The sequence below is a fragment of the Edaphobacter sp. FHG110511_03 genome, assembly GCF_059115365.1.
Genome location: NZ_JBZYWL010000003.1, coordinates 824,418 through 847,209, shown reverse-complemented (window position 1 = coordinate 847,209; position 22,792 = coordinate 824,418). Strand labels below are relative to the sequence as shown.

The 22,792-nt window shown below is 58.3% G+C and carries 18 protein-coding genes and 2 tRNA genes; 9 read left to right on the top strand and 11 right to left on the bottom strand.

All coding sequences use genetic code 11. The features are described from left to right. Window positions 1-358 precede the first annotated feature (358 nt). Both AC5S26_RS16930 and AC5S26_RS16925 read right to left on the bottom strand, forming a co-directional pair. Window positions 359-445 (bottom strand) — tRNA-Leu (locus AC5S26_RS16930). Between the two features lie 102 nt (window positions 446-547). Continuing rightward, on the bottom strand, window positions 548-781 hold the full coding sequence (locus AC5S26_RS16925; RefSeq protein WP_494186084.1) for a SulP family inorganic anion transporter: 234 nt from the start codon (window positions 779-781) through the stop codon (window positions 548-550). 594 nt (window positions 782-1,375) lie between these two features. Here AC5S26_RS16925 and AC5S26_RS16920 point away from each other — a divergent pair. Both AC5S26_RS16920 and AC5S26_RS16915 read left to right on the top strand, forming a co-directional pair. Then, the gene (locus AC5S26_RS16920) at window positions 1,376-2,908 is read left to right on the top strand and encodes an alpha-amylase family glycosyl hydrolase (RefSeq protein WP_494186083.1); all 1,533 of its coding nucleotides are present in this window, start codon (window positions 1,376-1,378) and stop codon (window positions 2,906-2,908) included. A 76-nt stretch (window positions 2,909-2,984) separates the two neighbouring features. Further along, window positions 2,985-5,732, top strand: a complete 2,748-nt coding sequence (locus AC5S26_RS16915; RefSeq protein ID WP_494186082.1) for an MGH1-like glycoside hydrolase domain-containing protein — start codon at window positions 2,985-2,987, stop codon at window positions 5,730-5,732. Window positions 5,733-5,932: 200 nt separating this feature from the next. On the opposite strand, the gene AC5S26_RS16910 is transcribed toward AC5S26_RS16915, so the two are convergent. Together AC5S26_RS16910 and AC5S26_RS16905 are read right to left on the bottom strand one after the other, a co-directional pair. Then, window positions 5,933-7,333, bottom strand: a complete 1,401-nt coding sequence (locus AC5S26_RS16910; protein WP_494186081.1) for a DUF2252 domain-containing protein — start codon at window positions 7,331-7,333, stop codon at window positions 5,933-5,935. A gap of 231 nt (window positions 7,334-7,564) precedes the next feature. Further along, window positions 7,565-7,653: transfer RNA gene (locus AC5S26_RS16905), tRNA-Leu, on the bottom strand. 116 nt (window positions 7,654-7,769) lie between these two features. On the opposite strand from AC5S26_RS16905, the gene AC5S26_RS16900 reads away from it, so the two are divergent. The 4 genes from AC5S26_RS16900 (at window position 7,770) to AC5S26_RS16885 (ending at window position 11,036) form a co-directional block, all read left to right on the top strand. After that, window positions 7,770-9,026 (top strand): ABC transporter permease, encoded by a 1,257-nt coding sequence (locus AC5S26_RS16900; RefSeq protein ID WP_494186080.1) that lies wholly within the window; start codon window positions 7,770-7,772, stop codon window positions 9,024-9,026. A 4-nt stretch (window positions 9,027-9,030) separates the two neighbouring features. Next, window positions 9,031-10,287 carry an ABC transporter permease gene (locus tag AC5S26_RS16895; RefSeq protein ID WP_494186079.1) on the top strand — a complete coding sequence of 419 codons (1,257 nt, stop codon included), beginning with the start codon at window positions 9,031-9,033 and terminating at the stop codon, window positions 10,285-10,287. A gap of 341 nt (window positions 10,288-10,628) precedes the next feature. Beyond that, window positions 10,629-10,751, top strand: coding sequence for a hypothetical protein (locus AC5S26_RS16890; RefSeq protein WP_494186078.1), 123 nt, complete (start codon window positions 10,629-10,631; stop codon window positions 10,749-10,751). 60 nt (window positions 10,752-10,811) lie between these two features. Next, window positions 10,812-11,036, top strand: a complete 225-nt coding sequence (locus AC5S26_RS16885; protein WP_494186077.1) for a hypothetical protein — start codon at window positions 10,812-10,814, stop codon at window positions 11,034-11,036. Window positions 11,037-11,811: 775 nt separating this feature from the next. Here the strand turns inward: AC5S26_RS16885 and AC5S26_RS16880 are convergent. Together AC5S26_RS16880 and AC5S26_RS16875 are read right to left on the bottom strand one after the other, a co-directional pair. Further along, a complete protein-coding gene (locus AC5S26_RS16880) occupies window positions 11,812-12,075 on the bottom strand; it encodes a hypothetical protein (protein ID WP_494186076.1) in 264 nt (87 codons plus the stop codon). A 275-nt stretch (window positions 12,076-12,350) separates the two neighbouring features. Next, window positions 12,351-14,783: a lytic transglycosylase domain-containing protein gene (locus AC5S26_RS16875; RefSeq protein WP_494186075.1), complete on the bottom strand. Its 2,433-nt coding sequence runs from the start codon at window positions 14,781-14,783 to the stop codon at window positions 12,351-12,353. 236 nt (window positions 14,784-15,019) lie between these two features. Between AC5S26_RS16875 and AC5S26_RS16870 the strand changes: the two genes are divergently transcribed. Next, on the top strand, window positions 15,020-15,646 hold the full coding sequence (locus AC5S26_RS16870; RefSeq protein ID WP_494186128.1) for an RNA polymerase sigma factor: 627 nt from the start codon (window positions 15,020-15,022) through the stop codon (window positions 15,644-15,646). Then, window positions 15,643-15,885 (top strand): anti-sigma factor family protein, encoded by a 243-nt coding sequence (locus tag AC5S26_RS16865; RefSeq protein WP_494186074.1) that lies wholly within the window; start codon window positions 15,643-15,645, stop codon window positions 15,883-15,885. The genes AC5S26_RS16870 and AC5S26_RS16865 overlap by 4 nt, the downstream gene beginning before the upstream one ends. 69 nt (window positions 15,886-15,954) lie before the next feature. Here AC5S26_RS16865 and AC5S26_RS16860 read toward each other — a convergent pair whose 3' ends face one another. The 4 genes from AC5S26_RS16860 to AC5S26_RS16845 form a co-directional block, all read right to left on the bottom strand. After that, entirely contained in the window at window positions 15,955-16,347 is a 393-nt protein-coding gene (locus tag AC5S26_RS16860; RefSeq protein WP_494186073.1) for a DUF779 domain-containing protein, read from the bottom strand. A 115-nt stretch (window positions 16,348-16,462) separates the two neighbouring features. Next, window positions 16,463-17,992: an aldehyde dehydrogenase gene (adh, locus tag AC5S26_RS16855; RefSeq protein ID WP_494186072.1), complete on the bottom strand. Its 1,530-nt coding sequence runs from the start codon at window positions 17,990-17,992 to the stop codon at window positions 16,463-16,465. A 193-nt stretch (window positions 17,993-18,185) separates the two neighbouring features. Continuing rightward, window positions 18,186-18,881 carry a lipid-binding SYLF domain-containing protein gene (locus tag AC5S26_RS16850; RefSeq protein ID WP_494186071.1) on the bottom strand — a complete coding sequence of 232 codons (696 nt, stop codon included), beginning with the start codon at window positions 18,879-18,881 and terminating at the stop codon, window positions 18,186-18,188. A gap of 320 nt (window positions 18,882-19,201) precedes the next feature. Continuing rightward, window positions 19,202-19,921: an SDR family NAD(P)-dependent oxidoreductase gene (locus tag AC5S26_RS16845; protein ID WP_494186070.1), complete on the bottom strand. Its 720-nt coding sequence runs from the start codon at window positions 19,919-19,921 to the stop codon at window positions 19,202-19,204. 117 nt (window positions 19,922-20,038) lie between these two features. Here AC5S26_RS16845 and AC5S26_RS16840 point away from each other — a divergent pair, with 117 nt between their 5' ends. After that, complete coding sequence (locus AC5S26_RS16840; protein WP_494186069.1) at window positions 20,039-21,424, top strand: FAD-containing oxidoreductase; 1,386 nt, start codon at window positions 20,039-20,041, stop codon at window positions 21,422-21,424. Here the strand turns inward: AC5S26_RS16840 and AC5S26_RS16835 are convergent. Beyond that, on the bottom strand, window positions 21,364-22,788 hold the full coding sequence (locus AC5S26_RS16835; protein ID WP_494186068.1) for an ArnT family glycosyltransferase: 1,425 nt from the start codon (window positions 22,786-22,788) through the stop codon (window positions 21,364-21,366). The two genes, AC5S26_RS16840 and AC5S26_RS16835, sit on opposite strands and share 61 nt — an antisense overlap. Between the last annotated feature and the right edge of the window lie 4 nt (window positions 22,789-22,792).

The following is a 22,792-nucleotide window of genomic DNA, read 5'->3' as shown; positions in this document are numbered from 1 at the left end:
CACCAATATCGGTATCCGAATGCCGCAGACAGACAGGGTCTATAGGAATATTCGAGCCAGAGTGTTTTCTGCCAATCCGAGATTCCTGTCGCGGATGGTGGGGCATTGCTGTCAGGTACGGTGACTGCGTTCGGAGTTCAGTCAAGGTAGGCTTTAGCAGACCGATTATCCGCTGCGCACTCCGTAATCGAGCGTAAACGACGCTAACTATACATAGATTGCTGGTGAAGAGTAAATGCCAGAGATCTTCAACCTATTGAAAATACGCAGGATGCGCACTGTACCCAATTTTGTACCTAAACTGTTCGAGAAAGTTCAATTTCACCTCTCCCAAGGCACTGAAACTAAATCGGATAGATGGTGCCGGGAGGGGGAATCGAACCCCCATGGAATTGCTTCCGACGGATTTTGAGTCCGCTGCGTCTGCCAGTTCCGCCATCCCGGCTCTGCACTGCGAGTGCAGTGTTTTACAACTCGTTGGCTACATCACTGCAAGGCTTCAAAAAGCTCCAGTGTCAGTTGGTGTCACTTTCGCTCAAAAGCTCTATTAGTATCGCATAGTCGCTGGATTGTAATGAGCGTAATGCTTGAGGGTGCCAACGTCGGCGAGGTGGGCGATTGCGTGGACGACGATCGCTCCGAGAACAGCTTCTGGCAGGTTGCGGATAAGAGGCAGCAGGTAAGCCAATGTAAGCGCCACGAAAATCGAGAACCTGATCGTCGAGAGATGAGCGATCAGAAGGTTTCCCCAAATAGCCATGATGGGTAAACGACCGATCATCGTCTGCCCTACTATTGCCGTCCTGCACTCCCACGCCTGCTCGCGCGCAATTCACCGACCCGCGAATGTCCAGAACGCTCCTATAGGGGATCAATCAGCTCGAGCTGGCCTATATTCCCTCCAATACTTCGATCGATTCTTCCTTCATCGTCTCAGGAGCAAAATTCACCGGCACCGACATCATAGGATCAACCACCGGCACCAGCGACTCCGGCGACACCGCGGCCTTAGCTCCTCACGAAAGAGACGATCTTCTGCACCTCACATTCATTTGCAATCTCGACACCGCAAGTTCTAGACACCAGAGCTAAAATCAAAATTTGGCCATCGAAACTCGTTCTCGAGCCGAGAGCCTATCGCGGGATGCGGCACACTCTGGGACAGGCCGAACGGATCGTTCAGTTCTACGACTTATGGATCGCTAGGGGTTTCCCTAGTTGATTTGCTCGAGCGGCAAGTCTACGGTTCCCATGTGAAAGTGACAAGTCCGCAGGGCCCGTTCCGTACAGCTCCGTAGAGAAGCTCAGCCTCCAGGTAGTCAACCTCGGTAGAATGGAGTGCGCTCAGGCATCCTACTGGTTTACGGGAGGAATCATGAGTACGAGTCTCACTGCAACGAAGGAGTCCCCGCCCCACCTGTCTACGTGGCATCGATATCCAAGTGTCTACGAGATCAACACGTGGGTCTGGCTTTTTGAACTGAGCGCCAAATATGGAAAGAATGTCACGCTAGCTTCGGTGCCCTCGGCGGAATGGGATGAGATTGCCGCATTTGCCTTCGATGCAGTTTGGTTCATGGGAGTCTGGGAACGAAGCCCGGTGGGTCTTGCGATCGCCAATCAAAATGAGGGACTGCTTCACGACTTTATGCGAGCCCTTCCTGACTTTCGCACCGACGACAACGTGGGGTCGCCTTATTGCGTGCGAGATTACCTCGTTGACCAGCATTTAGGAGGGCCAAATGGTCTTGCGATTGCGCGGCGAGAGCTCTCGAAGCGGGGCATGAACCTGATCCTGGACTTCGTGCCCAACCATGTGGCGCTCGATCATTCGTGGGTTGCAGAACACCCGGAGTATCTCATCCATGGCAATGCCAACGACGCCAGGAATGACCCTTCCTCTTACATTGAGAGCGGCGGAACGGTTTTCGCTCTCGGGCGAGATCCCTTCTTTCCAGCATGGCCAGACGTCTTGCAGTTGAACGCTTTTGCACCGGGACTGAGGCAGGCCGCGATTGATACGGTATCGAGCATTGCGCAGCAGTGCGATGGGATCCGCTGTGACATGGCGATGCTTTTCCTGAACGAGATCTTCGAACGCACTTGGAATGGCCGTGCAGGGCAGCGCCCCGCAACCGAGTACTGGACTGACCTGATCCTCACTGTCAAGAAAAACTATCCCGGCTTCCTATTTATCGCCGAGGCGTACTGGGATTTGGAGTGGCAACTGCAGCAGCTGGGTTTTGATTTCTGCTACGACAAGAAGCTTTACGATCGTCTGGAGCACGGGGACGCAGAGAAGATTCGTCTGCATCTCTGTGCAGATCCACCTTATCTGACGAAGTTGCTCCGGTTTATTGAGAACCATGATGAGCCGCGCGCAGCGGCCACCTTTTCCTCGGCGAAGCAAAAGGCTGCGGCGCTGACCATTGCTACTCTCCCGGGAATCAAGCTTTTTCATGAAGGACAGTTCGATGGACGCACCGTGAGACTGCCTGTGTTTCTCGGCAGGCGTCCGCAAGAGCCTGTGGACCGGGACATGCAAGGTTTCTACAAGAAGCTTCTCGAGGCGATCGATAAGCCTGTTTTTCGCGACGGAGAGTGGAGCCTGTGTGAACGAACAGGGTGGGCCGATAATGTCAGCTGTCTAAATCTGGTGGCCTGGAGCTGGTTGGGAGGCGACGAGCGATACCTGATCATAGTCAATCTCAGCGACTATCCAGCTCAGAGTCAGGTAAAAGTCTCTTGGGTGGATTCAGGTGGCGGAGAGTGGCATCTGCTGGATATGATGTCGGGCGCGACCTATCAGCGTGCTGGAGACGAGATGCAGTCGCCGGGCCTGTACGTGGAACTCGCCCCGTGGAACTTCCACTTCTTCGATTGTCAGCGTGTGAATAAGGCCGAATAAGACATCGATCGCTATCTGGGGATATCAGAAGGGTAAAGATCATACGAGCCGGCATGGCTCACACAAGGAGAAACCAATGGAATCGGACCGTAGGCCTCCACTGAACTATGTTGAAGTGACCGAACAGAAACGGTTGAATGCTGCTCGTGAGCAGGGCGTTCCATGGAAGAAATGGGGACCATACCTTAGCGAGCGACAGTGGGGCACCGTTCGCGAAGACTACAGCAAAGACGGCAACGCCTGGGACTACTTCAGCCATGACCAGGCGCGATCTCGCGCTTACCACTGGGGCGAGGATGGGATAGCGGGAATCTCGGACGACAAGCAACAGCTTTGTTTCGCGCTGGCTCTGTGGAACGGTCGTGACCCGATTCTGAAGGAACGCATGTTTGGGCTAACGAACAGCGAGTCCAACCATGGCGAAGACGTCAAGGAGTACTACTTCTATCTTGATAGCACTCCTACGCACTCCTACATGAAGTACCTGTACAAGTATCCACAGTTGGAATATCCCTATCGCGACCTGATAGAAACCAATCGGAAACGCTCACGCGAAGAGATGGAATACGAACTGCTCGACACCGGGATCTTCGATGAAGATCGATACTTTGATGTCTTTGTGGAATATGCCAAGGACGGTCCGGAAGACCTGCTCATCCGGATCTCCGCCCACAATCGAGGTCCGGAAACAGCTCAACTTCACCTGCTTCCCACACTCTGGTTTAGGAATACGTGGTCCTGGGGCGCCGGAAAAGAGAAGCCTGTTTTGGGTCAGATCGATAAGGACAAAATACAAGCCTCTCACCCGAAGCTTGGCGACTACACCTTGCACTGTGAAGGAGGTCCGGAACTCCTCTTCACCGAAAACGAATCTAATGCCGGTCGCTTGTGGGGACAGCCGAATTCTTCGCCTTACGTCAAAGATGCGTTTCACGAATATGTGATCGCAGGCAAGCGGGACGCGGTCAATCCGTCGAACTCGGGGACGAAGGCTGCCGCGCATTATGTTCTGGAGGTTCCCGCTGGAGGAAGCAAGGCGGTGCGGTTGCGACTGAGTGCCAAGCCGGCGGGCAAAGCGTTCAGCAAGTTTGACGAGGTTTTTGCAAGCCGTCTCGCGGATGCGAATGAGTTTTATGAGCGCATTACTCCAGGAACGTTGAGCGAGGATGAACGTCGCGTCCATCGTCAGGCGCTCGCAGGAATGCTGTGGTCCAAGCAGTATTACTACTTCGATCTCGACAAATGGCTGGAAGAGCATGACACCCATCCCCTACTGGGATCTGGGAAGAAAACCTCTCGCAACACGGAGTGGTACCACATGCTGAACAGCGATATCATCTCCATGCCCGACAAGTGGGAGTACCCGTGGTATGCGGCATGGGACCTGGCCTTCCACACGCTTTCGCTCTCCCTCGTGGACTTCGATTTTGCCAAAGAGCAACTCCTGCTGATGCTCAGGAGTCTGTATTCCCATCCAAATGGGCAGATCCCTGCCTACGAGTGGAACTTCAGCGATGTGAACCCACCCGTCCACGCATGGGCAACCCTGTTTCTCTTCAGGATTGAGACGCAGTTGGGCCGGGCCGACCTGCGCTTCCTCGAGCGCTCCTTCCAGGGACTGATGCTGAACTTCAACTGGTGGGTCAACCGTAAGGATCCACAGGGCCGCAACGTCTTCGCTGGCGGATTCCTGGGACTTGACAATATCGGGGTCTTCGATCGCAGTGCGGAGTTGCCGACCGGTGGGCATCTGGACCAGGCTGACGGCACCGCATGGATGGCATTCTACTGTCTTTGTATGCTCGAGATTGCGCTCATTCTTACCGAGTACGACGCCATGTATGACGAGATGGCCGCCCGATTCCTCGAGCACTTTGCCTGGATCACCTACGCCATGGATCGTATCGGCGATAACCAGGACGAGATGTGGGATAACGAAGATGGCTTCTTCTACGACCTGCTCCATTTCCCCAACGGCGATGCCATCCGCCTGAAGATCCGCTCGATGGTCGGCCTGCTGCCGCTAGGCGCTTCAACTGTATTCGAGCAGGGTACTGCTGCGAAGAATCCCCGCCTTATGGAAATGATTGCCCTTTTCCGCGAGCGTCATCCGGATGTCGCGGCAAAGATCGCCACAGCCGACGATCCAAAACTCGGCGGGTACAAGGGCCGCAGGCTGGCGGCGATCTGCAATAAGGAGAAGCTCCAGCGCATTCTCGCTTACATGCTCGATGAGAAAGAGTTTCTAAGCCCGTATGGCCTCCGCTCCCTCTCGAAGGTTCACCTCGATCATCCCTTCGTGTTCTACCTCCAGGGGCAGGAATACAAAGTTCAATATCTTCCCGCCGAGTCCAACACCGGCATGTTCGGCGGTAACTCCAACTGGCGCGGGCCCGTATGGATGCCGGTGAATGGCCTCATCATCCGTGGGCTGTTACAGATGTATCCCTTCTATGGTCCCGATTTCAAAGTCGAGTGCCCAACCGGCTCGGGCAAATACATGACGCTATTTGAAGTGGCGCATGAGATCGCCCGCCGCTTGTCGAGCATCTTTTTACGCGATGCCAACGGCAATCGTCCGGTGTATGGAGGAACCAGGAAGTTCCAGGACGATCCTCACTGGCGCGATTACATCCTGTACTACGAGTACTTCCATGGCGACAACGGCGCCGGATTAGGGGCCAGCCATCAGACCGGGTGGACCGGGCTCGTCGCTCGCAGTCTTGATCTGTTCGCGCGAGTGACTCCGGAGATGGCTATGGAAACACCAAAGACGGCAGTAGCTCAGATGACTCGCGAGCAGGTTGGCGGGCAGAAAGCGTGAGCCAGGAACAATCGGGGCAAGCGGCTATTTATTCCCCGCAATGAGAAAGGGCCACGAGGAAGCCCGGCTCCTTGTGCAGGACCGAGAACTGCTCGATCTCAGCGGAAACGGACACAGATATTTAAATAACGAACCACGCCGGGGATCTAACTCATACCTAGGTTCGCAGCAGTTCCCAAGTACTTTGCAACGGCGTCCGCTCACCGATCCTCCTCAAAAACAGCCTTCAACTTGCCCTTCCGGACGGCGCGTACTAGGGCCGCGTGATCTTTGTCGTTCTGGTCAGCATAGGCGAGGGAGAACGCTGCTATGGCTTGATCGAACACATCGCTGTTCCCCATGTACCCGCTGAGCATGGCGCGCTGTCCAGACCTGGCGTGACTGAGCGCGAGGGCCCTCCCGCACCATTGGGCGTAGAGGTTCATCTCTGCACATCCGAAGGTTTCTATGCGCGCACTAATCTTGGTGTCTCTGAGCTGACGTATGAAGAAATCGCGCTTAGGCCCTCGACACCATCCCAGAAAAATATCGCCGGCAGGCTGAATAATCCGATAGCCGTCCACTACACGTTGCCCACGGTTAGGAAACACACTCTTACCTGCGTACGGCTCCAATACCGAAGCCCGTGCCTCCTTGATCTGAAGGAAGAGTGGATCGTCACCCGCGGCCATAAAAAGAAATACCCAGCAGGAGGTCCCAACGCTTCCGATTCCAACAACCTTTATTGCAGCGTCTCGGACTTCGAAGCGATCCAACAGAGATTGGTAGGCAGCTGGAAGGGTGGCGCGATAATCGGCGATTGCGTCATGAAGGACCTTGTTTATCTTCCCCGGAGGATTCTCCTTGTTGTGGAAGATTGTGGGGAGTTGATCTTTAATGATTGGCATTTCTTCTCTGTGCTCGACCAGCTTGGGGAAGAGTTCCTCCGCGCGGCTTTTCGACTTTTCCTGTTCGATCCGCTTTATGATCCTCTTGCGAAATTGCGGGCTGCATTGAGCGAGCAGTTCTTCCGGCCCAATCGCGTAGTACCAGAGCTCGAGGGTTTTCATTTGGCTGAATTCGGCCATCGATTCCCGGTAGCTCCTCACGCAAGTCAAGGCGGAATCTTTCGCGGTGCCATTGCCCAATGCCCTGTCCCGGCAAGCGACCACAAAGCTCGCTGCGAGGCGCTTGACATCCCATTCCCACGGTGCGGGCAGTGTCTCGTCGAGATCGTTGATGGAGAAGATGATCTTCCGCTCAGCTGTAGCAAAACCACCGAAATTACTGAGATGAGCGTCCCCGCAACACTGGACACGGACTCCCGTTGAGGGCGTGGACGAAAGGTCAGCTGCCATTGCGAGGGCCGACCCTCGATAAAACGTGAAGGCCGATTGCACCATGCGCCCGTGGCGTAGCGGCAGGAGCTCAGGGATGCGCCCCTTCTCCGACACCAACACCATGTCGACCGGATCGCGCCGGCCCTTGGGAGCCTTCCATTCGGCGTGAGCCGCCCGGGGGCAGATATCTCGCAGCGCCTTTCCCTTGGCATACAGTTGCGCGTGGGTGCTCATTGACTCTCGTGTAATAACACCCGATTCAGCCTTGGTCGTCCTGGCCATGAATCCTCCTTCGCCCCCTGAGTGCACTCGCTTTCGAAAGCGTGTGCCAAGCGTCGTCTCAGATTCAGGGTTAACGGCTCAATGCTAGGTAGCAGGTCCAGTCTCCGCAACTGGGGAAATCCCTAATCGAATTAGCTGGTTCGACGGCTCCCTCTGGTTTGAGGAGGGCGGCTTCCCTTGATCCATAGGAATCAAAAGCTGATTTCGAAACGGGAAGGGTCAAGCGGAAGTTGGTGCCCGGAGGGGGACTTGAACCCCCACGACCGGTTAAGGTCTGCGGATTTTAAGTCCGCTGTGTCTGCCGATTTCACCATCCGGGCACGATAGTCTTCGCAACAACCCTTTTCATGCTAACCCATCGATTGCAAAGAACGGGAACCGGGGTGGGTCTCCCTGCGTATGAAGCAGTGCAGCCGGGAAGGCTGTGGACCCATTCATGCCCATTCGCGAGATTCTGAAGCAGACGCTGGCCGCACTCTGGGAGAACAAGCTCCGCAGCTTTCTCACCATGTTCGGCATCGTCTGGGGCATCACCTCCGTCATCCTCCTCGTCGGCCTGGGCATCGGCTTCAATCTCGATCAGAAAGAACATCTCAAGACCATCGGCACCGATATCGCGATCATCTTCGGAGGGAAGACGGGGATGCAGGCGGGAGGCTACGCTGCAGGACGAGATATCCGCCTCACCGTAGATGACGCGATCGCGATTCAACAGCAGGCGTCTCTGGTCAAGACCGTCAGTCCCGAGTTGCGGCGCAACGTCTCCGAGGTCAGCCAGTGGAACGCGGCGAATCGTCCGATCCGTGGCGTCTGGCCTGAGTATCAGCGCTTCCGCTCGCTGACTGTGGAGCAGGGACGATTGATGAATGAGCGCGATGAAGCTGAGGGCGCGCGCGTCGTCCTGCTGGGAGCCGAAGCGAACCGGCAGCTCTTTCCAGGCAAGCCTGTCATCGGGCGGCCGCTCATGGTCAACGGATACGAGTACATCGTCATCGGCGTGCTCGCGAAGAAGAAGCAGAACGGCAGCTATGGCAGCGGCCCGGACAACACGCAGCTGTTCACAACCTACTCCGCGATGGCCCGGGACTTCCCTCCTCCAGAAAGACCGGGGATTACGAAGGGTTACGTCAACAACATCGTTGTCGAGCCGGTCTCACCCGACCTGCACGAGAAGGCGCTTGAGCAGGTGAGGCGCATCATCGCGGAGCGGCATCACTACAGCGCGGACGACAAGGAGGCGCTGTGGATCTGGGACACGCTCGCTGGGTCGAAGTTCACGGAGCGCATCTTCGGGGTGATGACGCTGTTCTTCGGCGCGGTTGCCCTGCTCACGCTGGCCCTGGGCGGGATCGGCGTCATGAACATCATGCTGGTTGCCGTCACCGAGCGCACCCGCGAGATCGGCGTCCGCAAGGCGCTGGGCGCGACCGCTGTCGATATCAAGCGGCAGTTCCTGGTCGAGTCGGCGATCATCACCATCGTCAGCGGTATCGGCGGGCTGCTGAGCGGTGTTGGACTCTGCCTGCTGCTGCGGTTTGTCCCGCTGCCGGATTTCGTACCGCATCCTGTCATCTCTCCGATCGCTGTCTTCGCCTCGCTGGCTACGTTGACTGCGATCACTCTCTTCGCCGGAACCTATCCGGCCATGCGCGCTTCCAACCTCAGCCCCATCGAATGCCTGCGATCGGAGTAACATCGTGAACTTTATCGAGATCGTTCGCCAGAGCATCGAGTCGCTTCTGCGAAACCGGCTGCGTTCCGGGTTGACGATGCTGGGCATCGTCTGGGGCCTGGTAACGGTGGTGCTGCTGCTGAGCTACGGCAACAGTCTTGGCAGAGAAGTGCTGAACGGGTTTCTCGGGCTCGGGAACAACGTCATCATGATGTGGGGCGGACAGACGAGCATGCAGGCCGGGGGCGAGCGATCCGGCAAGAAGATCAAGTTTCTCGACGGCGATACCGAGGCCGTCCGCGATGCTGTCCCCTTCCTCACCGCCGTCAGCTCCGAGAGCGACGACGGCTTCAGCTTCAAGTACGGACCGAAGGTCGTCAATATCTCAACCAAGGCCGTTGAGTTTCCTTACGGAGGGATGCGCAAGCTGAACGTTGCCGAGGGGAGATACTTCGAGCTGGCAGATTTCACCGACCACCGGCAGGTTGTCATCTTCGGTCCACATGCGGCGCAGAAGCTCTTCAACGGCTTCCCTCCCGTGGGCGAATCCGTCCAGATCGAAGGCCACGTCTTCCAGGTGATCGGCGTGCTCGCGACCAAGATCCAGGACTCCTCCAACAACGGGCCCGACAACGAGAACGCCTTCGTGCCCTTCGGCATGATGCGGCTGCTTCGCGATGAACGCGATCCGGGGAGCATCGTCTTTCAACCCAGCTCACCCGACCTTCACGTCAAGGCGATCCAGGCGGTTCGGGCGGTGCTGGCAAGCCGGCACCACTTCGATCCCAAGGACGACAAGGCGACTCCTACCTGGGATACGGTCGAGGACTCGCAGGAGATCATGCAGTTCTCCATCGCGCTCCAGCTTCTGCTGGGCATCATCGGCGCCATGACCCTGGGCGTGGGCGGCGTTGGAGTGATGAACATCATGCTGGTCTCGGTGACGGAGCGCACCCGCGAGATCGGTCTGCTGAAGGCGCTCGGTGCGCGGCGACGGGACATCCTGACCCAGTTCCTGCTGGAAAGCCTGACCCTGACCTTCATCGCCGGAATCGTGGGCATGATCCTGGCGATCGCTGTCGGATACCTGATTCCGCCGATGCCTCTTTACTCCGACATCTACAAGACTGCCAACCATGAGGGAGACATCGTCCTGCGAGCCTCGCCGATGATCATGCTGGCGGCGTTCGGAATTCTGGCGACGGTTGGGGTGATCTCCGGCCTGCTTCCGGCGATGAGGGCGGCGCGGATGGATCCGGTAGTGGCGCTGCGGCACGAGTAGACGCTGCGAGGACGCGATCTTCGCAAGAAGCATCGATAGGCTCCGCGCCTTCGCTTCGGGCGAGGGTTTCGAGCAGGGCGGCTCCGGTGGCTTTGGAGAGACGGCACCAGACGGGAGGCGGCGGGGTGAAGTCGATGCTGTGCGGGGCGGGTTCGGGCTGGCTGTGGATCAGGTCGGGGGTCGCGCCAGAGCCGTAATGAACGCTGGGCGGAGTGGACTCGGGATGGACTGTTAACCGCAGGTCCCTTCGACTCCGCTCCACCCCAGCTAGCAAGCTCGTCGGGAGCCCCGACGCTTCGCTCAGGATGACACTTTTGTTCAGGCTCAGGATGGGATTGCGGGTGCTTCGACTGCGCGGATTCTTCCTCGACCTGCACTGCCTGGAGAGCTGGTTTGGGTTGTGCGTTCTGGATCTGGTGATGGGTGAGATTGGAGTTTGCGATCTGGAGAGCGTAGAGGAGTAGGCCGGCACGGCGGAGGTCGATGTCGTTGGAGGCGATACGGAGCATGATCTCTCCGAGGGCATGCTGGATTTCCAGGCGAGAGTTTGGGACTGCGAGGGAGAAGGTCACCTGACGGGCACGCCGGAAGCGGAGGTTTTCGACGGGACGACGGGTCTGGTGGTGGTGATAGCAGAAGCTCTCGCCGCGCATGGACGGACTGCCACAGCGGTGGTCTTCGGGGCTGCGATGACGGCAACGGCGGGAGGCGGGTGTGGGCTGCTCGGGGATCTGATCGAGGATCTTTGACATTTCCGGGATTTGAGTGGCTTCGACTGTTTCCTGCTGATTCATGGGCACCCCCTTGGGTTGTTTTTGTGCAAAATCTTGGAAATATGAGGCTTAGGTCCGGACCTTGTGGGCGGACGGTTAAAAACGAAAAGCCCGGCGCGGTGGCCGGGCTCCTTGTTGTCTCTGATTAAAGGCTAGCAGGGGGTGTCAAGGAATTGGGTGTGGAAAAGAGGGTTTGGGGTGCGGTTTTGTTGGGTTTTTAGGGGCGCCGAGTCGGTCGTTTTTCTGGATGGAATTATGCATTTTCGATTCGGGGAAAGTGCATGTACCCCAGGGGCTAAAGCCCCATTTTTGGGGCGGGTGAGAAGGCCAAGCCTGAAGGCTTGGCGTACCTAGAGGCTGTTCGAGCTTCGCTCGAATGGCCCAATCATGCGATGAAGCCGCATGATTGGAGTACCCGGCTTGTGCCGAAGATGGTGCGCCCCGCCCCCGGGCCTCTGCGGCGGCAGAAGCAAAGGCAATAAATAACTTGGCTAACCCAATCGGTTTACGGGATTGGTATCAATAGCATCTTAACTAGGTAATAAAAGGGCGATTGGGGGTGTTGGACGGCATAGAATACTGCCGCGATCAGCAGCATGAATCCAGCCATATAGCCCCAAGAAAACCCACCTCTTTCCATGCTAGCCATGCTCTCAGGGGAAGCAGGTGAGGCGCAAGAAATCATTGCCGAAGCGAAATACAGGGATTCCTCGACTTCGCTCGGAATGACGTAAAGATTAGGAAGCCGGCTCTAGTTTGGCTGGCGATAATAGATCTGTCCGTCGGCTAGAAAATACTCGGCCGAGCAGGTTTCCGATCCGCAGATCATCGCTTCCAGTCCCGCGCACTGTTGCCGGGTGATGAGTCCGAGGGCTCCACAGGAGGGACAGGACAGGACGGCCCAGTAAGGATTGTCCGCCTTTCCCAACTCTCCAGCCTTCTCCAAGACAAACATCGTGCCCGGCTCCATCTGCTCCGGAATCCACTCATCGAGGAAGTTCAAGTCTGCGATCATGTCTACGCCTCTTCTTAAAACGCAAATTGAGTTCGGGTTCGCTGCGGCGCGGATTGGCGCCAGGAATGGTATGCACTTCTACCTGCCAGGATCTCCTTTTGCTGCTGGGATTGCACCAACTATGGTGCAAAGCATATCGGAAATCTGTCGCCTGTCAATGGTCAGTTTCGGTGGAATTCCGGTTGGTTCCCAGAAGAGTTTTTTGCGACTTCTCATCCTGTTGCAGCCCTACCTATGTTTGAGCCGTACCCTCAGCGACGGCTGAAGCTGCGTCCTTAACGTGGCAGCTCCGGATCCTGCTGTTTGGTGCTTTTGCCGTAGAGCTTCTGGTAGAAGACTCGATTGCGCAGAATGGCCTGCACATACTCACGGGTCTCGGTGTAGGGGATGGATTCGACGAACTCGGGGATGTCTTTATAGTCTCCCGAAGACATCCACTGGCGGACGGGGACGTCTCCTGCGTTGTAGGCGGCGAGGGCGTACTCCTGCTGGCCGCCGTAGCGTGCGAGCACCTCGTTCAGGTTGACGGTTCCCAGCTGGAGGTTGATGGTGGGGTTGAGCAGCTGGGCCGTGCTGAAGCCGCGCATTCGCTGCTTGCGGGCGATGGATTTGCCGACCGAGGGAAGCATCTGCATGAGGCCATAGGCGTGGGCGCGGCTGACGGCTCCGGCGTTGAACTCCGACTCCTGGCGGATGAGGGAGGCGACGAGGAAGGGATCGACGCCATTCTTCTCCGAGTTGGAGACGAGCTCGCTCCAGTAGGGACGAGGGAAGAGGAGCTGCCAGTAGAGAGTAGGAACCTGGTCCATGGGCAGCGCGAAGAAGGAGATCTTGCTGCGCTTGAGCGATTGCAGGGCGCGGGTGTACTCGCCGTAGGAGGCGTAGATGCGGGCTTCGGCGAGCACTCCCCATTCGTCGGCGTCGGGACTGGCCTGAATCTCGGGACCGATGTATTCGTTGAGCGCGGCGTTGGCGAGGAGACGGGCCTTGATCAGGTGCGGCTCGTTTTCAGGGAGCTCATCGGTGAGGGTGGGAATCTCGCGTTGCAGGACGGAGGCGAGGACCGGGGAGTCCGGCACCTTCGGGGCCTGCGATCCCAGCACGGCGAGGCGTTTGCGGGCGAGCTCCGCATAGTAGTAGTTGATGTAGCTGGTCTCGAGAGCGTGGTAGTAGTTGGCGGCCTGTCCGGGGTTGTGCTCTTCGTCCTCGTAGATGCGCCCTCGCCAGTAGAGAGCCGTGGGAGCTTCGATTCCGGCGGAATAGCGAAGGATCTGCTCGTCCATAAGGCGAGCGGCTTCGCCGAAGCGGCGCAGGCGATAGTTCATCCATGCCGATCGCCAGTGCGCGGAGGGCGCGTAGCTGCTGCGGGGAAACATCTGGACGAGGAGACTGTAGTGATGAATGGCCTGCTCGTAGTCGCGCTTGAGCAGATACATGTTGCCGCCGGAGTAGAGCGCCTCCTCGAGCCAGCGGCTGTTAGGAAAGCGCTTGATCATCTGGTCGAGGGTGGAGGCGTGGGCCTGCTGGTCGTTCTCGCTGCGGGAGATCTCGGCGAGGAGGTAGAGCTTGGCGGCGGCGGTGTCGTCATTCGTCTGGGGAAGGCGCTCGACGTCGCGGCGGCTGATGCGCTTGAGCTTGTAGTCGCAGACGGCGGCGTAGATGGCGAGGGCGTCGCGGTCGGACTGGGAGAGGCTGGAGTCGTTGCGGGCGATCTCGTGATACTCCTGCCCGGCTTCGTTGAAGCGCTTTGCGTTGAAGAGGAAGTCGGCGTGGATTTTGCGCTCGGTGGCGTTGAGGGGAACGCTCATGGCGTCGAGCTGCGCGCGGGCCTGGCCAGCGTCGGGGCTGAGAGGAAAGTTCGCGTAGATGCTGCGATAGATGGGGGCCGCGTGACCGGTGTCTCCGGTGAGCTGATAGGCGCGGGCGAGGATGTAGCGGAAGTCGCTGTGGCTTCCGACGGGAGAATCCTGAAGCGGCTGAAGCGAGGTCAGAGCACCCTGGGGATTGTTTTGCTGGAGGTAGGCATTCGCCAGCAGGACGGGAGCGTTGGCGACGAAGATGCTGTCGGGGTGGCGTTCGGCGAAGCGATCAAGCAAGGCGTAAGCATCGGCTCCGCGACTGGCTTGAAGGGCAGCCTGCGCACCTAGATAGTCGGCGTAGTCGTCGAGCGCCTTGCCGCTGGCTTTGGCCTGCTGGAAGGCGGTGTAGGCGTCGCTGTATCGCCGGTCGAGCATGTAAGCGTGGCCGAGCGCGAGCCAGGCGGCGGCGGCTCCTTCACCGGGATGCGAGCGGGCGTAGGCCTGCACTCCTGCGTAGGCGGCGCCGGAGCGGGTGGCAATGAGCTGCTGCGCCATGGGCCGGAGCTGCTCGGTGGCGTGGAAGGCGCTGGTGAGGTGGACGGTCTCGGCGGTGGGCTTGCGCGAGGTGCGTTTTGCTGCGGCGCGCTTTTTGCTACCGGCTTTGGAGGTGGTGGACTTCGAGGTCTTCGACGATCCCGCAGTCTTACGGCTGGAGGATTTCGTGGTCTTCGCAGAAGATTTTGCCGACGGCTTTTTCGTCGTGGAGCTCTTGGAGGACTTCTGGGTGGAGGGGTGCGAGGAGGAGGTCTGGGCCTGGGGCGCCATCTCGCGCACTCCAGCCCAGGAAGAACCTGTCAGCAGAGAACCAAGTAGTACAGCAGCCTGAAACCGGGAAAAAACGTTCAACATTGCCTCTCTTTGCGGAAGCCCACTTCTTTACTGTAAGCCGCAGAACCGTGCCTGAGAGTTGGACTCCGCGAAGTGGAATCTGGACAGGTACATGGATGCTGCCTGTTTTCGAGGCTGCCGGAGGCTCCTGGGGCCTTTGCCCGAAGCGGCCCCGCCATTTACTATGTTTGAAGCGTTAGATATTGAAAAACCTGAGCTATCAAGGCTCAGGGGTAGAATTGACGCACCTTTTGCTCATGCCCGCCATCCAATCCCCAGGAACGGAAGAGATCCACCCAGACGTAGCGCTGGTTGCGCGCGCGAAGGATGGTGATACAGCTGCCTTTGAGCAGCTGGTCCGGCAGTACGAGCGCCAGATCTTCCGGGTCGCGCAGCATATAACGCAAAACCGTGAAGACGCCGAAGACATCACGCAGGATACCTTTCTCAAGGCTTACGAGAAGCTGGAGCAGTTCCAGGGAAACTCCAAGTTTTCGACCTGGCTCGTCCGGATCGCAGTCAACGAGAGCCTTATGCGGCTGCGCAAGCGCAAGACCAGCAAGACCGTCTCCATGGACGAAGACGTCCAGACCGACGAGGGATCGATTCCCCGAGATTTCGCCGAATGGCGGCCCAATCCGGAGCAGATCTTCGATCAGAACGAACTCAATGACATACTTCGACGGACGATCCAGGGGCTTCCTCCCGGATTCCGAACCGTCTTTACGTTACGGGATATTGAGAACCTCTCTACGGAAGAGACTGCGGAGGCTCTCGGCTTGAGCATCCCCGCGGTCAAATCACGTCTGTTGCGCGCTCGTCTACAATTGCGCGAACGCCTGAGCAGGTACTTCCGGCAACGGAAGGAAGGACAACCCGCATGAACTGCACCGATTTCCTGAGCCAGCTTACCGATTACTTCGACGGCCAGATCAGCCCTGAGCTTCTGAAAGAGGTTCGCACCCATCTTGCAGGTTGCCATCACTGCGAGGTCGTTCTGAACACGACTCGACAGACGATCGAGGTTTATCGCGGCAACGAGGTCTACGAGATCTCCGACGATCTGCGTGAACACCTGCATTCGGCCATCATGGCCAAATGTCTTGCGAAGAAACGCGCCTGAGGTTCTACCGGGTGGGGGTTTCCTCGGCTGTCTTTTCCTTTTAAATTTTGGCCGGACTCTTCGGAGTACCTAGATTCGTCCTGCCTGGCGCAGGGCGTTGATCTCTTCGTCCTGAAAGACTCTTGAGCGAATAAGGAAGCGCACGCCCTCCGGTCCCTCCAGCGAAAACATCCCTCCCCTTCCCGGCACAACATCGAGGAGAAGCTGCGTGTGCTTCCAGTATTCAAACTGGGAGCGGCTCATATAGAAGGGCGTGCCGTCGATCTCTCCTAGCAGTACGTCGCTGTCGCCGGTAAGAAACTCTCCGCGCGGATAGCACATGGGGGAGCTGCCGTCACAACAACCTCCCGACTGATGGAACATCAGCTCCCCATGTTTTGCCTTCAGCGTCTCCATGAGGGTGATCGCGGCCGGAGTCGCGATCACCTGGAGTGGAGTCTCGGTCGTGTTTGCAGATGACATGAACGATTGCCTCAATCGAAAAGATAGGCAGCACAGAAAAATACAGGGATTCCTCGGCTTCGCTGCGCTCCGCTCGGAATGACGTCTTCTCGAAAAAATGAGGCGGGCGAGGTCTTTAGAAGTAGCCCATCGCCTTGGGGCTGTAGCTGATGAGCTGGTTTTTGGTCTGCTGGTAGTGGTCGAGCATGAGCTTATGGTTCTCGCGGCCGATGCCGGACTGCTTGTAACCTCCGAACGCGGCGTGCGCCGGATAGAGGTGGTAGCAGTTGGTCCAGACACGGCCAGCCTGAATGGCACGGCCGAAGCTATAGGCACGGTTAAGATCGCGGGTCCAGATGCCGGCACCGAGACCATAGAGGGTATCGTTCGCGATGGCGAGAGCTTCTTCGTCGTCCTTGAAGGTGGTGACGGAGACGACGGGGCCGAAGATCTCCTCCTGAAAGATGCGCATTTTATTGTTGCCGCGAAACACGGTCGGCTCAATATAGAAGCCTTCGGCAAGGTCGCCGTTGAGTGCGGCTCGCTTTCCGCCGGTCAACACTTCAGCGCCTTCCTGCTTCCCGATGTCGAAGTAGGAGAGGATCTTCTCCATCTGCTCGGTGGAGGCCTGCGCTCCGATCATGGTGGACTTGTCGAGCGGATTGCCCTGCTTGATCGCCTTGACTCGCTTGACGGCGCGCTCCATGAAGCGGTCGTAGATGGACTCCTGGACGAGTGCGCGCGAGGGGCAGGTGCAGACCTCGCCCTGGTTGAACGCGAACATGGCGAAGCCTTCGAGGCACTTGTCGAAGAAGTCATCGTCCTCGCGCATGGTATCGGCGAAGAAGATGTTCGGTGACTTACCGCCGAGCTCGAGCGTGACCGGGATGATGTTCTGCGAGGCGTACTGCATGATCAGGCGGCCGGTGGTGGTTTCGCCGGTAAAGGCGATCTTATTGATGCGAGGGCTGGAGGCCAGGGGCTTGCCTGCTTCAAGACCGAAGCCGTTGACGATGTTCAGTACGCCCGGAGGAAGAATGTCCTGGATGAGCTCCGCGAGGACGAGGATGCCAAGGGGCGTCTGCTCGGCGGGCTTAAGGACAACGCAATTGCCGGCAGCCAGTGCGGGAGCGAGCTTCCATGTTGCCATCAGGATGGGGAAGTTCCACGGAATGATCTGGCCGACGACGCCTAGAGGCTCGTGATAGTGATAGGCGACCGTGTTCTCGTCGATCTCGGCGATGGAGCCTTCCTGGGCACGGATGGCCCCGGCGAAGTAACGGAAGTGATCGATGGCCAGGGGAAGATCGGCGGCCAGGGTCTCGCGGATGGGTTTGCCGTTGTCCCACGTCTCGATGGTCGCGAGCAGCTCAAGGTTCTCTTCCATCCGCGACGCGATCTTTTCAAGCAGGCGTGCCCGCTCGGCCTGTGAGGTCTTGCCCCACGCCGTCTTCGCAGCGTGCGCGGCATCGAGGGCGCGGTCGATATCGGCTGCGTTGGAACGGGGAATCTCGCAGAGCACCTGCCCGGTAACCGGGGTCACGTTCTCGAAGTATTGTCCTGAGGCAGGAGCCACCCACTCACCGCCGATAAAGTTGTTGTACCTGGGTCTAATCGATACCGGGAACCCATATTCTCCCGGCCGAAGCGCAGTCATCGTTGCCATACTCGTTCACTCCTCCGCGTCGCCGATTCCCGGCGCGGGCGAAATTGTAGACCTATGGAACGGTCTCTGTCACAGCGAGCCATTTCTTTCTTTTGGCCCAAACAAATCCCAGACGAATCAAGGGCTTCAGCCATCGGGACGATCCCGACAGGCTGAAGCCCTTGGATGATGGTTAGAATTCGACCGGTAGCCTTTAAGGCTTACGCTTCGGCGAGATCTTGTTCAGTTCTGTAAGCAACGTGCTGGCCGAGGGGGGAGCCTTGACCTCGTGCTTGAACACGATGTCCTGTGCCGTTATGTCCTTTCCATACAGGGCTTTATTTGCCCCATTGTCCGCCCGCATGGTGGATCCGGAGAGAGAGATGCCTGCAAAAAGCCCCTGGGCACGCGACCACGAGAGGATTTCAGCCTTCATCACGATGTCCGTCTCCGCGCTGGCATTCCGTCCAACCGGACCGGCAGCCGCCGAGGCGTCGCCGCCAATCTTCACCTTGCTGGAGAGAACGGACTTCGCACCCTTCTCGTTCATGATGAGCAGAACAAAGTCGGTTGCCTGTCCGCCGATCTGGAATCCGAAGCTCGCGCCTTCCAGCGCCATCATTGTCGGTGCGCTCCAGGGTCCCATGAAGTTCTGGCCGGTGCGGCACGTCATCACTCCACGGCCGTAGCTTCCGCCAACCACAAAAGCTGCCTTCTTGACGGATGGGTATACGACGGCGCACTCAGCCTTGTCCACCAGATCGTGCGGGATTCCCTTATCGGGCGATTCAAGGATGTCCCTCAAAACTTCGCCGGAGGCCTTCACGCGGTCTTCTTCCTTGTCCTGAGCGTTGGCCACTACGGGCAGAGCCAGCAGAAAGCCCAGCGATAGACATGCAATTCGTTTCATTCTCGTTCTCCTTGTAGCGTTCTTTTTCTCATTCGCCAGGGCGAACCCTGAGGTGGTTTGATGCGGTTGCGGCCTCAGAACCATGTTGCTGATTTCGGAACGTTGCTGCGGATACGACGTATCTTTCTTTATTCCAGTTGCTTGGTGATGAAAGGCAGGCGGAGATTTCAGTACAAAAACTGAAACGGCGCAAGCTTATCACAGGCGAAGATCTCCGCAGGCAACCTTTCGGAGACACGCGGAATTCTTCTTCTTCGAAGACGAGAGAACTCTCACGCTGCAGTCGGGTTTAGCCCCGGCCACGTTTAGGCAAGCATGGTTCAGCTCTGGCCGTATACGGGCACGGAAGCTCCGTGGACGACACGCGCCTGATCGCTTGCCAGAAAGAGGATGACCTGGGCGATCTCCTCGGGTTTTGGCCACTTGTCGAATGCGGCTCCAGGCATGGCGCTGCGGTTCGCCTGCGTATCGATGATGCTTGGGAGAACCGAGTTGACCCGCACGCATGTTCCCTTCAAGTCGGCTGCGAGGCTGTCCATCAGGGCGACCGCTGCTGCCTTCGAGGCTGCATAGGCCGAGGCTCCCGCGGCATGATCGGATGCGGCTTTTGCAGCGACGTTGATCAACACGCCACTTCCCTGTTTCAGCATTACAGGAATGGCACTGCGCGCGAGCACGAAGCCGCTGCGCAGGTTCAGGTCAAGCATCTGCTCGAAGACCTCGGGCTCAAGCTCCCACAACTTCACGCCACCTGCATAGGCTCCAACGGTGTTGATGACGGCGTCGATCCGACCATGCTTCGCCGCGAGACTGTCTATTAACGCGGCGACTGCGGAGTCATCGGTTACATCGATCTGCGCACCTTCGAACCGTGCTGCCTGGGCGCCTGCGAGAGCTTGAAGCCCGGCGAACGCTTTCGGGTTGCGGTAGGTCGCGATGACGGTTGCGCCCTCCGAGAGAAGGGCCATCGTCACCCCACGGCCAAGTCCACCTGTTCCACCCGCCACCAGCACAACTTTGTCTGCATAACTGATCTGCATCGACTCTCTCTTTCTGAAGAATGTTTCGGCAAAGATTTGCGAGATCGCAAGGACCTTCGGTGAACTTATCGGGAACGCAATCGCCATCTTCGGCGACCTGCTGATAGTCTCGCATCTATGACGACGCCGAAACAGTTCGATGCCATTATCGTCGGGGCAGGCCAGGCTGGCCCCTCTCTCGCAGGCCGCCTCGCGCAGGCGGGTCGCAAGGTCGCGATTGTCGAACGCAAGCTCTTCGGTGGAACCTGCGTCAACACTGGCTGCATCCCGACCAAGACGCTGGTCGCGAGCGCGTATGTGGCCCACAAAGCACGCACCGCGAAGGCCTACGGCATCGACGTAGCCGGGCCCGTGAGCACGGACATGAAGGCGGTCAAAGCGCGGAAGGATTCCGTGCTGCTCAAGTCGCGCAACGGCATTGAAAGCTGGCTACGCGGCATGGAGAACTGCACCGTATTCACCGGCCAGGCGCGCTTTGAATCGGCTACGACGCTACGTGTGGGTGAGGATCTTCTTGAGGCTAAGGAGATCTTCCTCAATGTCGGCGGACGGGCACGGGTTCCTGATATGCCCGGCGTGAAAGAGATTCCCTTTCTAACGAACACCTCGATGCTCGAGCTCGACACGCTGCCTCGCCACCTTGCTGTGGTTGGAGGAAGCTATATCGGCATCGAGTTCGCGCAGGCTTTTCGGCGGTTCGGAAGCGAAGTCACCATCATTGAGATGGGTCCACGCCTGACGCAGCGCGAGGACGAGGATGTATCGGCGGCAATCAAGGAGATCCTCGAAAAGGAAGGGATCCACGTTCGCCTGAACGCGGAGTGCATCAGCCTTCACGATTGCCCGGAGGGGGTGGAGGTCCACGTTACCTGCGATGAAGATGCCAGTCCCACAACTGCCTCGCACGTTCTGCTGGCAGTAGGGCGCGTACCGAACACGGACGATCTTGGATTGGACAAGGCGGGGGTGCCCGTCGATGAGCACGGATATATTCAGGTCGACGATCAGCTTCGCACCATCGTCCCGGGAATATGGGCGATGGGCGACTGCAATGGCAAAGGCGCCTTCACGCACACTGCTTATAACGATTTTGAGATTGTTGCAGCGAATGTGCTGGACAACGATCCTCGGCGCGTCTCAGACCGGATCACGACGTATGGACTGTTTATGGATCCTCCGCTGGGACGCGTCGGTATGACGGAGCGCGAAGTTCGCGAATCGGGCAAGCCTGCGCTGATCGGGACGCGTCCCATGACCAAGGTGGGTCGCGCCGTCGAAAAAGGCGAGAGCGACGGCTTCATGAAGGTTCTGGTGGATGCGGAGAGCAAGCAGATTCTGGGCGCGTCGATTCTCGGTCTCAACGGGGACGAAGCGATCCACTGCATTACGGATGTGATGTACGCACGCGCGCCCTATACGACGATCCAGCGCGCCGTGCACATTCATCCCACGGTATCGGAGCTGATTCCGACGGTGCTGGGCGATCTGAAGCCGTTGGAGTAGATCGCGCCGGCCCACAGCATCAACAACGGAAAAAACTCTATGGTGTATCGCGGCTCGGAGTTATCGAGCGTCAGCAGCAGAGCGCAGCGCAGGATGAAGAAGGCCAGGAGCGACCACCCCAGAGCAGTATGGCCGTCCCATCGTCGGTGCCACCAGCGCCACAGACCAATGCCACCGAGGACGAAGTAAGCAAGGTTCAGCAGACCATAGGCGAAGGCGAAGATGGTCTGCGTCGGATGTGGGTTCCACTTCCACCATTCCAGCTTGATCTCCATCATGTCCACGCGCGGCCGGAGCACCATGTTGGCCAGCCGCGCCAGAGGTAGAGCGAGGTAATACCGCACCGGATCGTCGGAGATGCGTTCTTCGGCCAGCGCTGCGAAGGCTGCATCCAGACCGGGCGTTGCGTTAGAGGTCTCGTTGTACTGGTTCAGCAACGCCTCGACCCGGTTGTATTGCTCCTCCGTGTCGAAGGCGCGTGTCGGAATATCGTCGATGTGGATGGTCGTGGTATTCCAGTTCCAATAGACCTCTTCGGTCGAGGCGAAGTCGATCGCCCAGGTGCGATACCACCGATTGAAGCCCGTGGGAACCAGTTCGCCCGGATCGGTCGCATTGCGGGGAACGAGCGGCTGGAAGACATGGAAGGTCCGCCAGTTTCGCACGGTCCAGGGAATCAGCGGCAGAAGGATACAGAGCGCGACTGCCAGGATGGGTCCGCCGGCTGGGAGGAGGCTACGCGGCTCACGACGCATAGCCAGCCATGCCATGGCTGGGAGGATCGCCGCGGGCAGCAATCCCTGCTCGGGCCGCAACAGCACCGAATATGCCAGCGCCAGAGCAATCACCCACAGCCACCGGTTCCAGAGGGTCGCTTCGGTTCGCCAGCGCTCCAGAGCATAGAACGCTACCACGATGCCGGCGAGCGTGAGGGTCTCAGTAAGAGGAGAGGCGGCGTAGTTCGCAGTGAAGGGACAGAGAGCCGCCAACCATAGCACGACCATCCCGGCACGGGAGCCGAAGATGCGTCGCGCGAGGGCGGCGAGCAAAATGCAGGTGCCGAGATCGATCAGGCACTGGACCAGCATCACCGCGCTGTATTGGTCTTCGCCGAAGAGTTTGAAGCACAGAGCAAGGAACAGCGGGTAGCCCGGCAGACGGATCAGCGTGGGAATGGGTACGCCCGAAGCCGATTCCGCAAAGCCGTAGACTCCGTGATGCATCCAGTTCTTGGCGATGTCGCCGTAAAGGAACGTATCGCCAGCGATGCGGGGGGCGTGCAGAATGAATAACAGTCTGAGGGCAAGACCGATCGCCAGCGCCACCCAGAACTGCGCCGCTCCATTCCGTTGAATTTTTGCCATGCAA

Bases quoted from the DNA above. Each gene is read 5' to 3' on its own strand.
- AC5S26_RS16835 (WP_494186068.1), bottom strand. From the start codon at position 22,788: ATGGCAAAAATTCAACGGAATGGAGCGGCGCAGTTCTGGGTGGCGCTG.
- AC5S26_RS16920 (WP_494186083.1), top strand. From the start codon at position 1,376: ATGAGTACGAGTCTCACTGCAACGAAGGAGTCCCCGCCCCACCTGTCT.
- AC5S26_RS16915 (WP_494186082.1), top strand. From the start codon at position 2,985: ATGGAATCGGACCGTAGGCCTCCACTGAACTATGTTGAAGTGACCGAA.
- AC5S26_RS16840 (WP_494186069.1), top strand. From the start codon at position 20,039: ATGACGACGCCGAAACAGTTCGATGCCATTATCGTCGGGGCAGGCCAG.
- AC5S26_RS16885 (WP_494186077.1), top strand. From the start codon at position 10,812: ATGCTGGATTTCCAGGCGAGAGTTTGGGACTGCGAGGGAGAAGGTCAC.
- AC5S26_RS16860 (WP_494186073.1), bottom strand. From the start codon at position 16,347: ATGTCATCTGCAAACACGACCGAGACTCCACTCCAGGTGATCGCGACT.
- AC5S26_RS16910 (WP_494186081.1), bottom strand. From the start codon at position 7,333: ATGGCCAGGACGACCAAGGCTGAATCGGGTGTTATTACACGAGAGTCA.
- AC5S26_RS16880 (WP_494186076.1), bottom strand. From the start codon at position 12,075: ATGATCGCAGACTTGAACTTCCTCGATGAGTGGATTCCGGAGCAGATG.
- AC5S26_RS16870 (WP_494186128.1), top strand. From the start codon at position 15,020: ATGCCCGCCATCCAATCCCCAGGAACGGAAGAGATCCACCCAGACGTA.
- AC5S26_RS16845 (WP_494186070.1), bottom strand. From the start codon at position 19,921: ATGCAGATCAGTTATGCAGACAAAGTTGTGCTGGTGGCGGGTGGAACA.
- AC5S26_RS16865 (WP_494186074.1), top strand. From the start codon at position 15,643: ATGAACTGCACCGATTTCCTGAGCCAGCTTACCGATTACTTCGACGGC.
- AC5S26_RS16875 (WP_494186075.1), bottom strand. From the start codon at position 14,783: ATGTTGAACGTTTTTTCCCGGTTTCAGGCTGCTGTACTACTTGGTTCT.
- AC5S26_RS16900 (WP_494186080.1), top strand. From the start codon at position 7,770: ATGCCCATTCGCGAGATTCTGAAGCAGACGCTGGCCGCACTCTGGGAG.
- AC5S26_RS16850 (WP_494186071.1), bottom strand. From the start codon at position 18,881: ATGAAACGAATTGCATGTCTATCGCTGGGCTTTCTGCTGGCTCTGCCC.
- adh (WP_494186072.1), bottom strand. From the start codon at position 17,992: ATGGCAACGATGACTGCGCTTCGGCCGGGAGAATATGGGTTCCCGGTA.
- AC5S26_RS16925 (WP_494186084.1), bottom strand. From the start codon at position 781: ATGATCGGTCGTTTACCCATCATGGCTATTTGGGGAAACCTTCTGATC.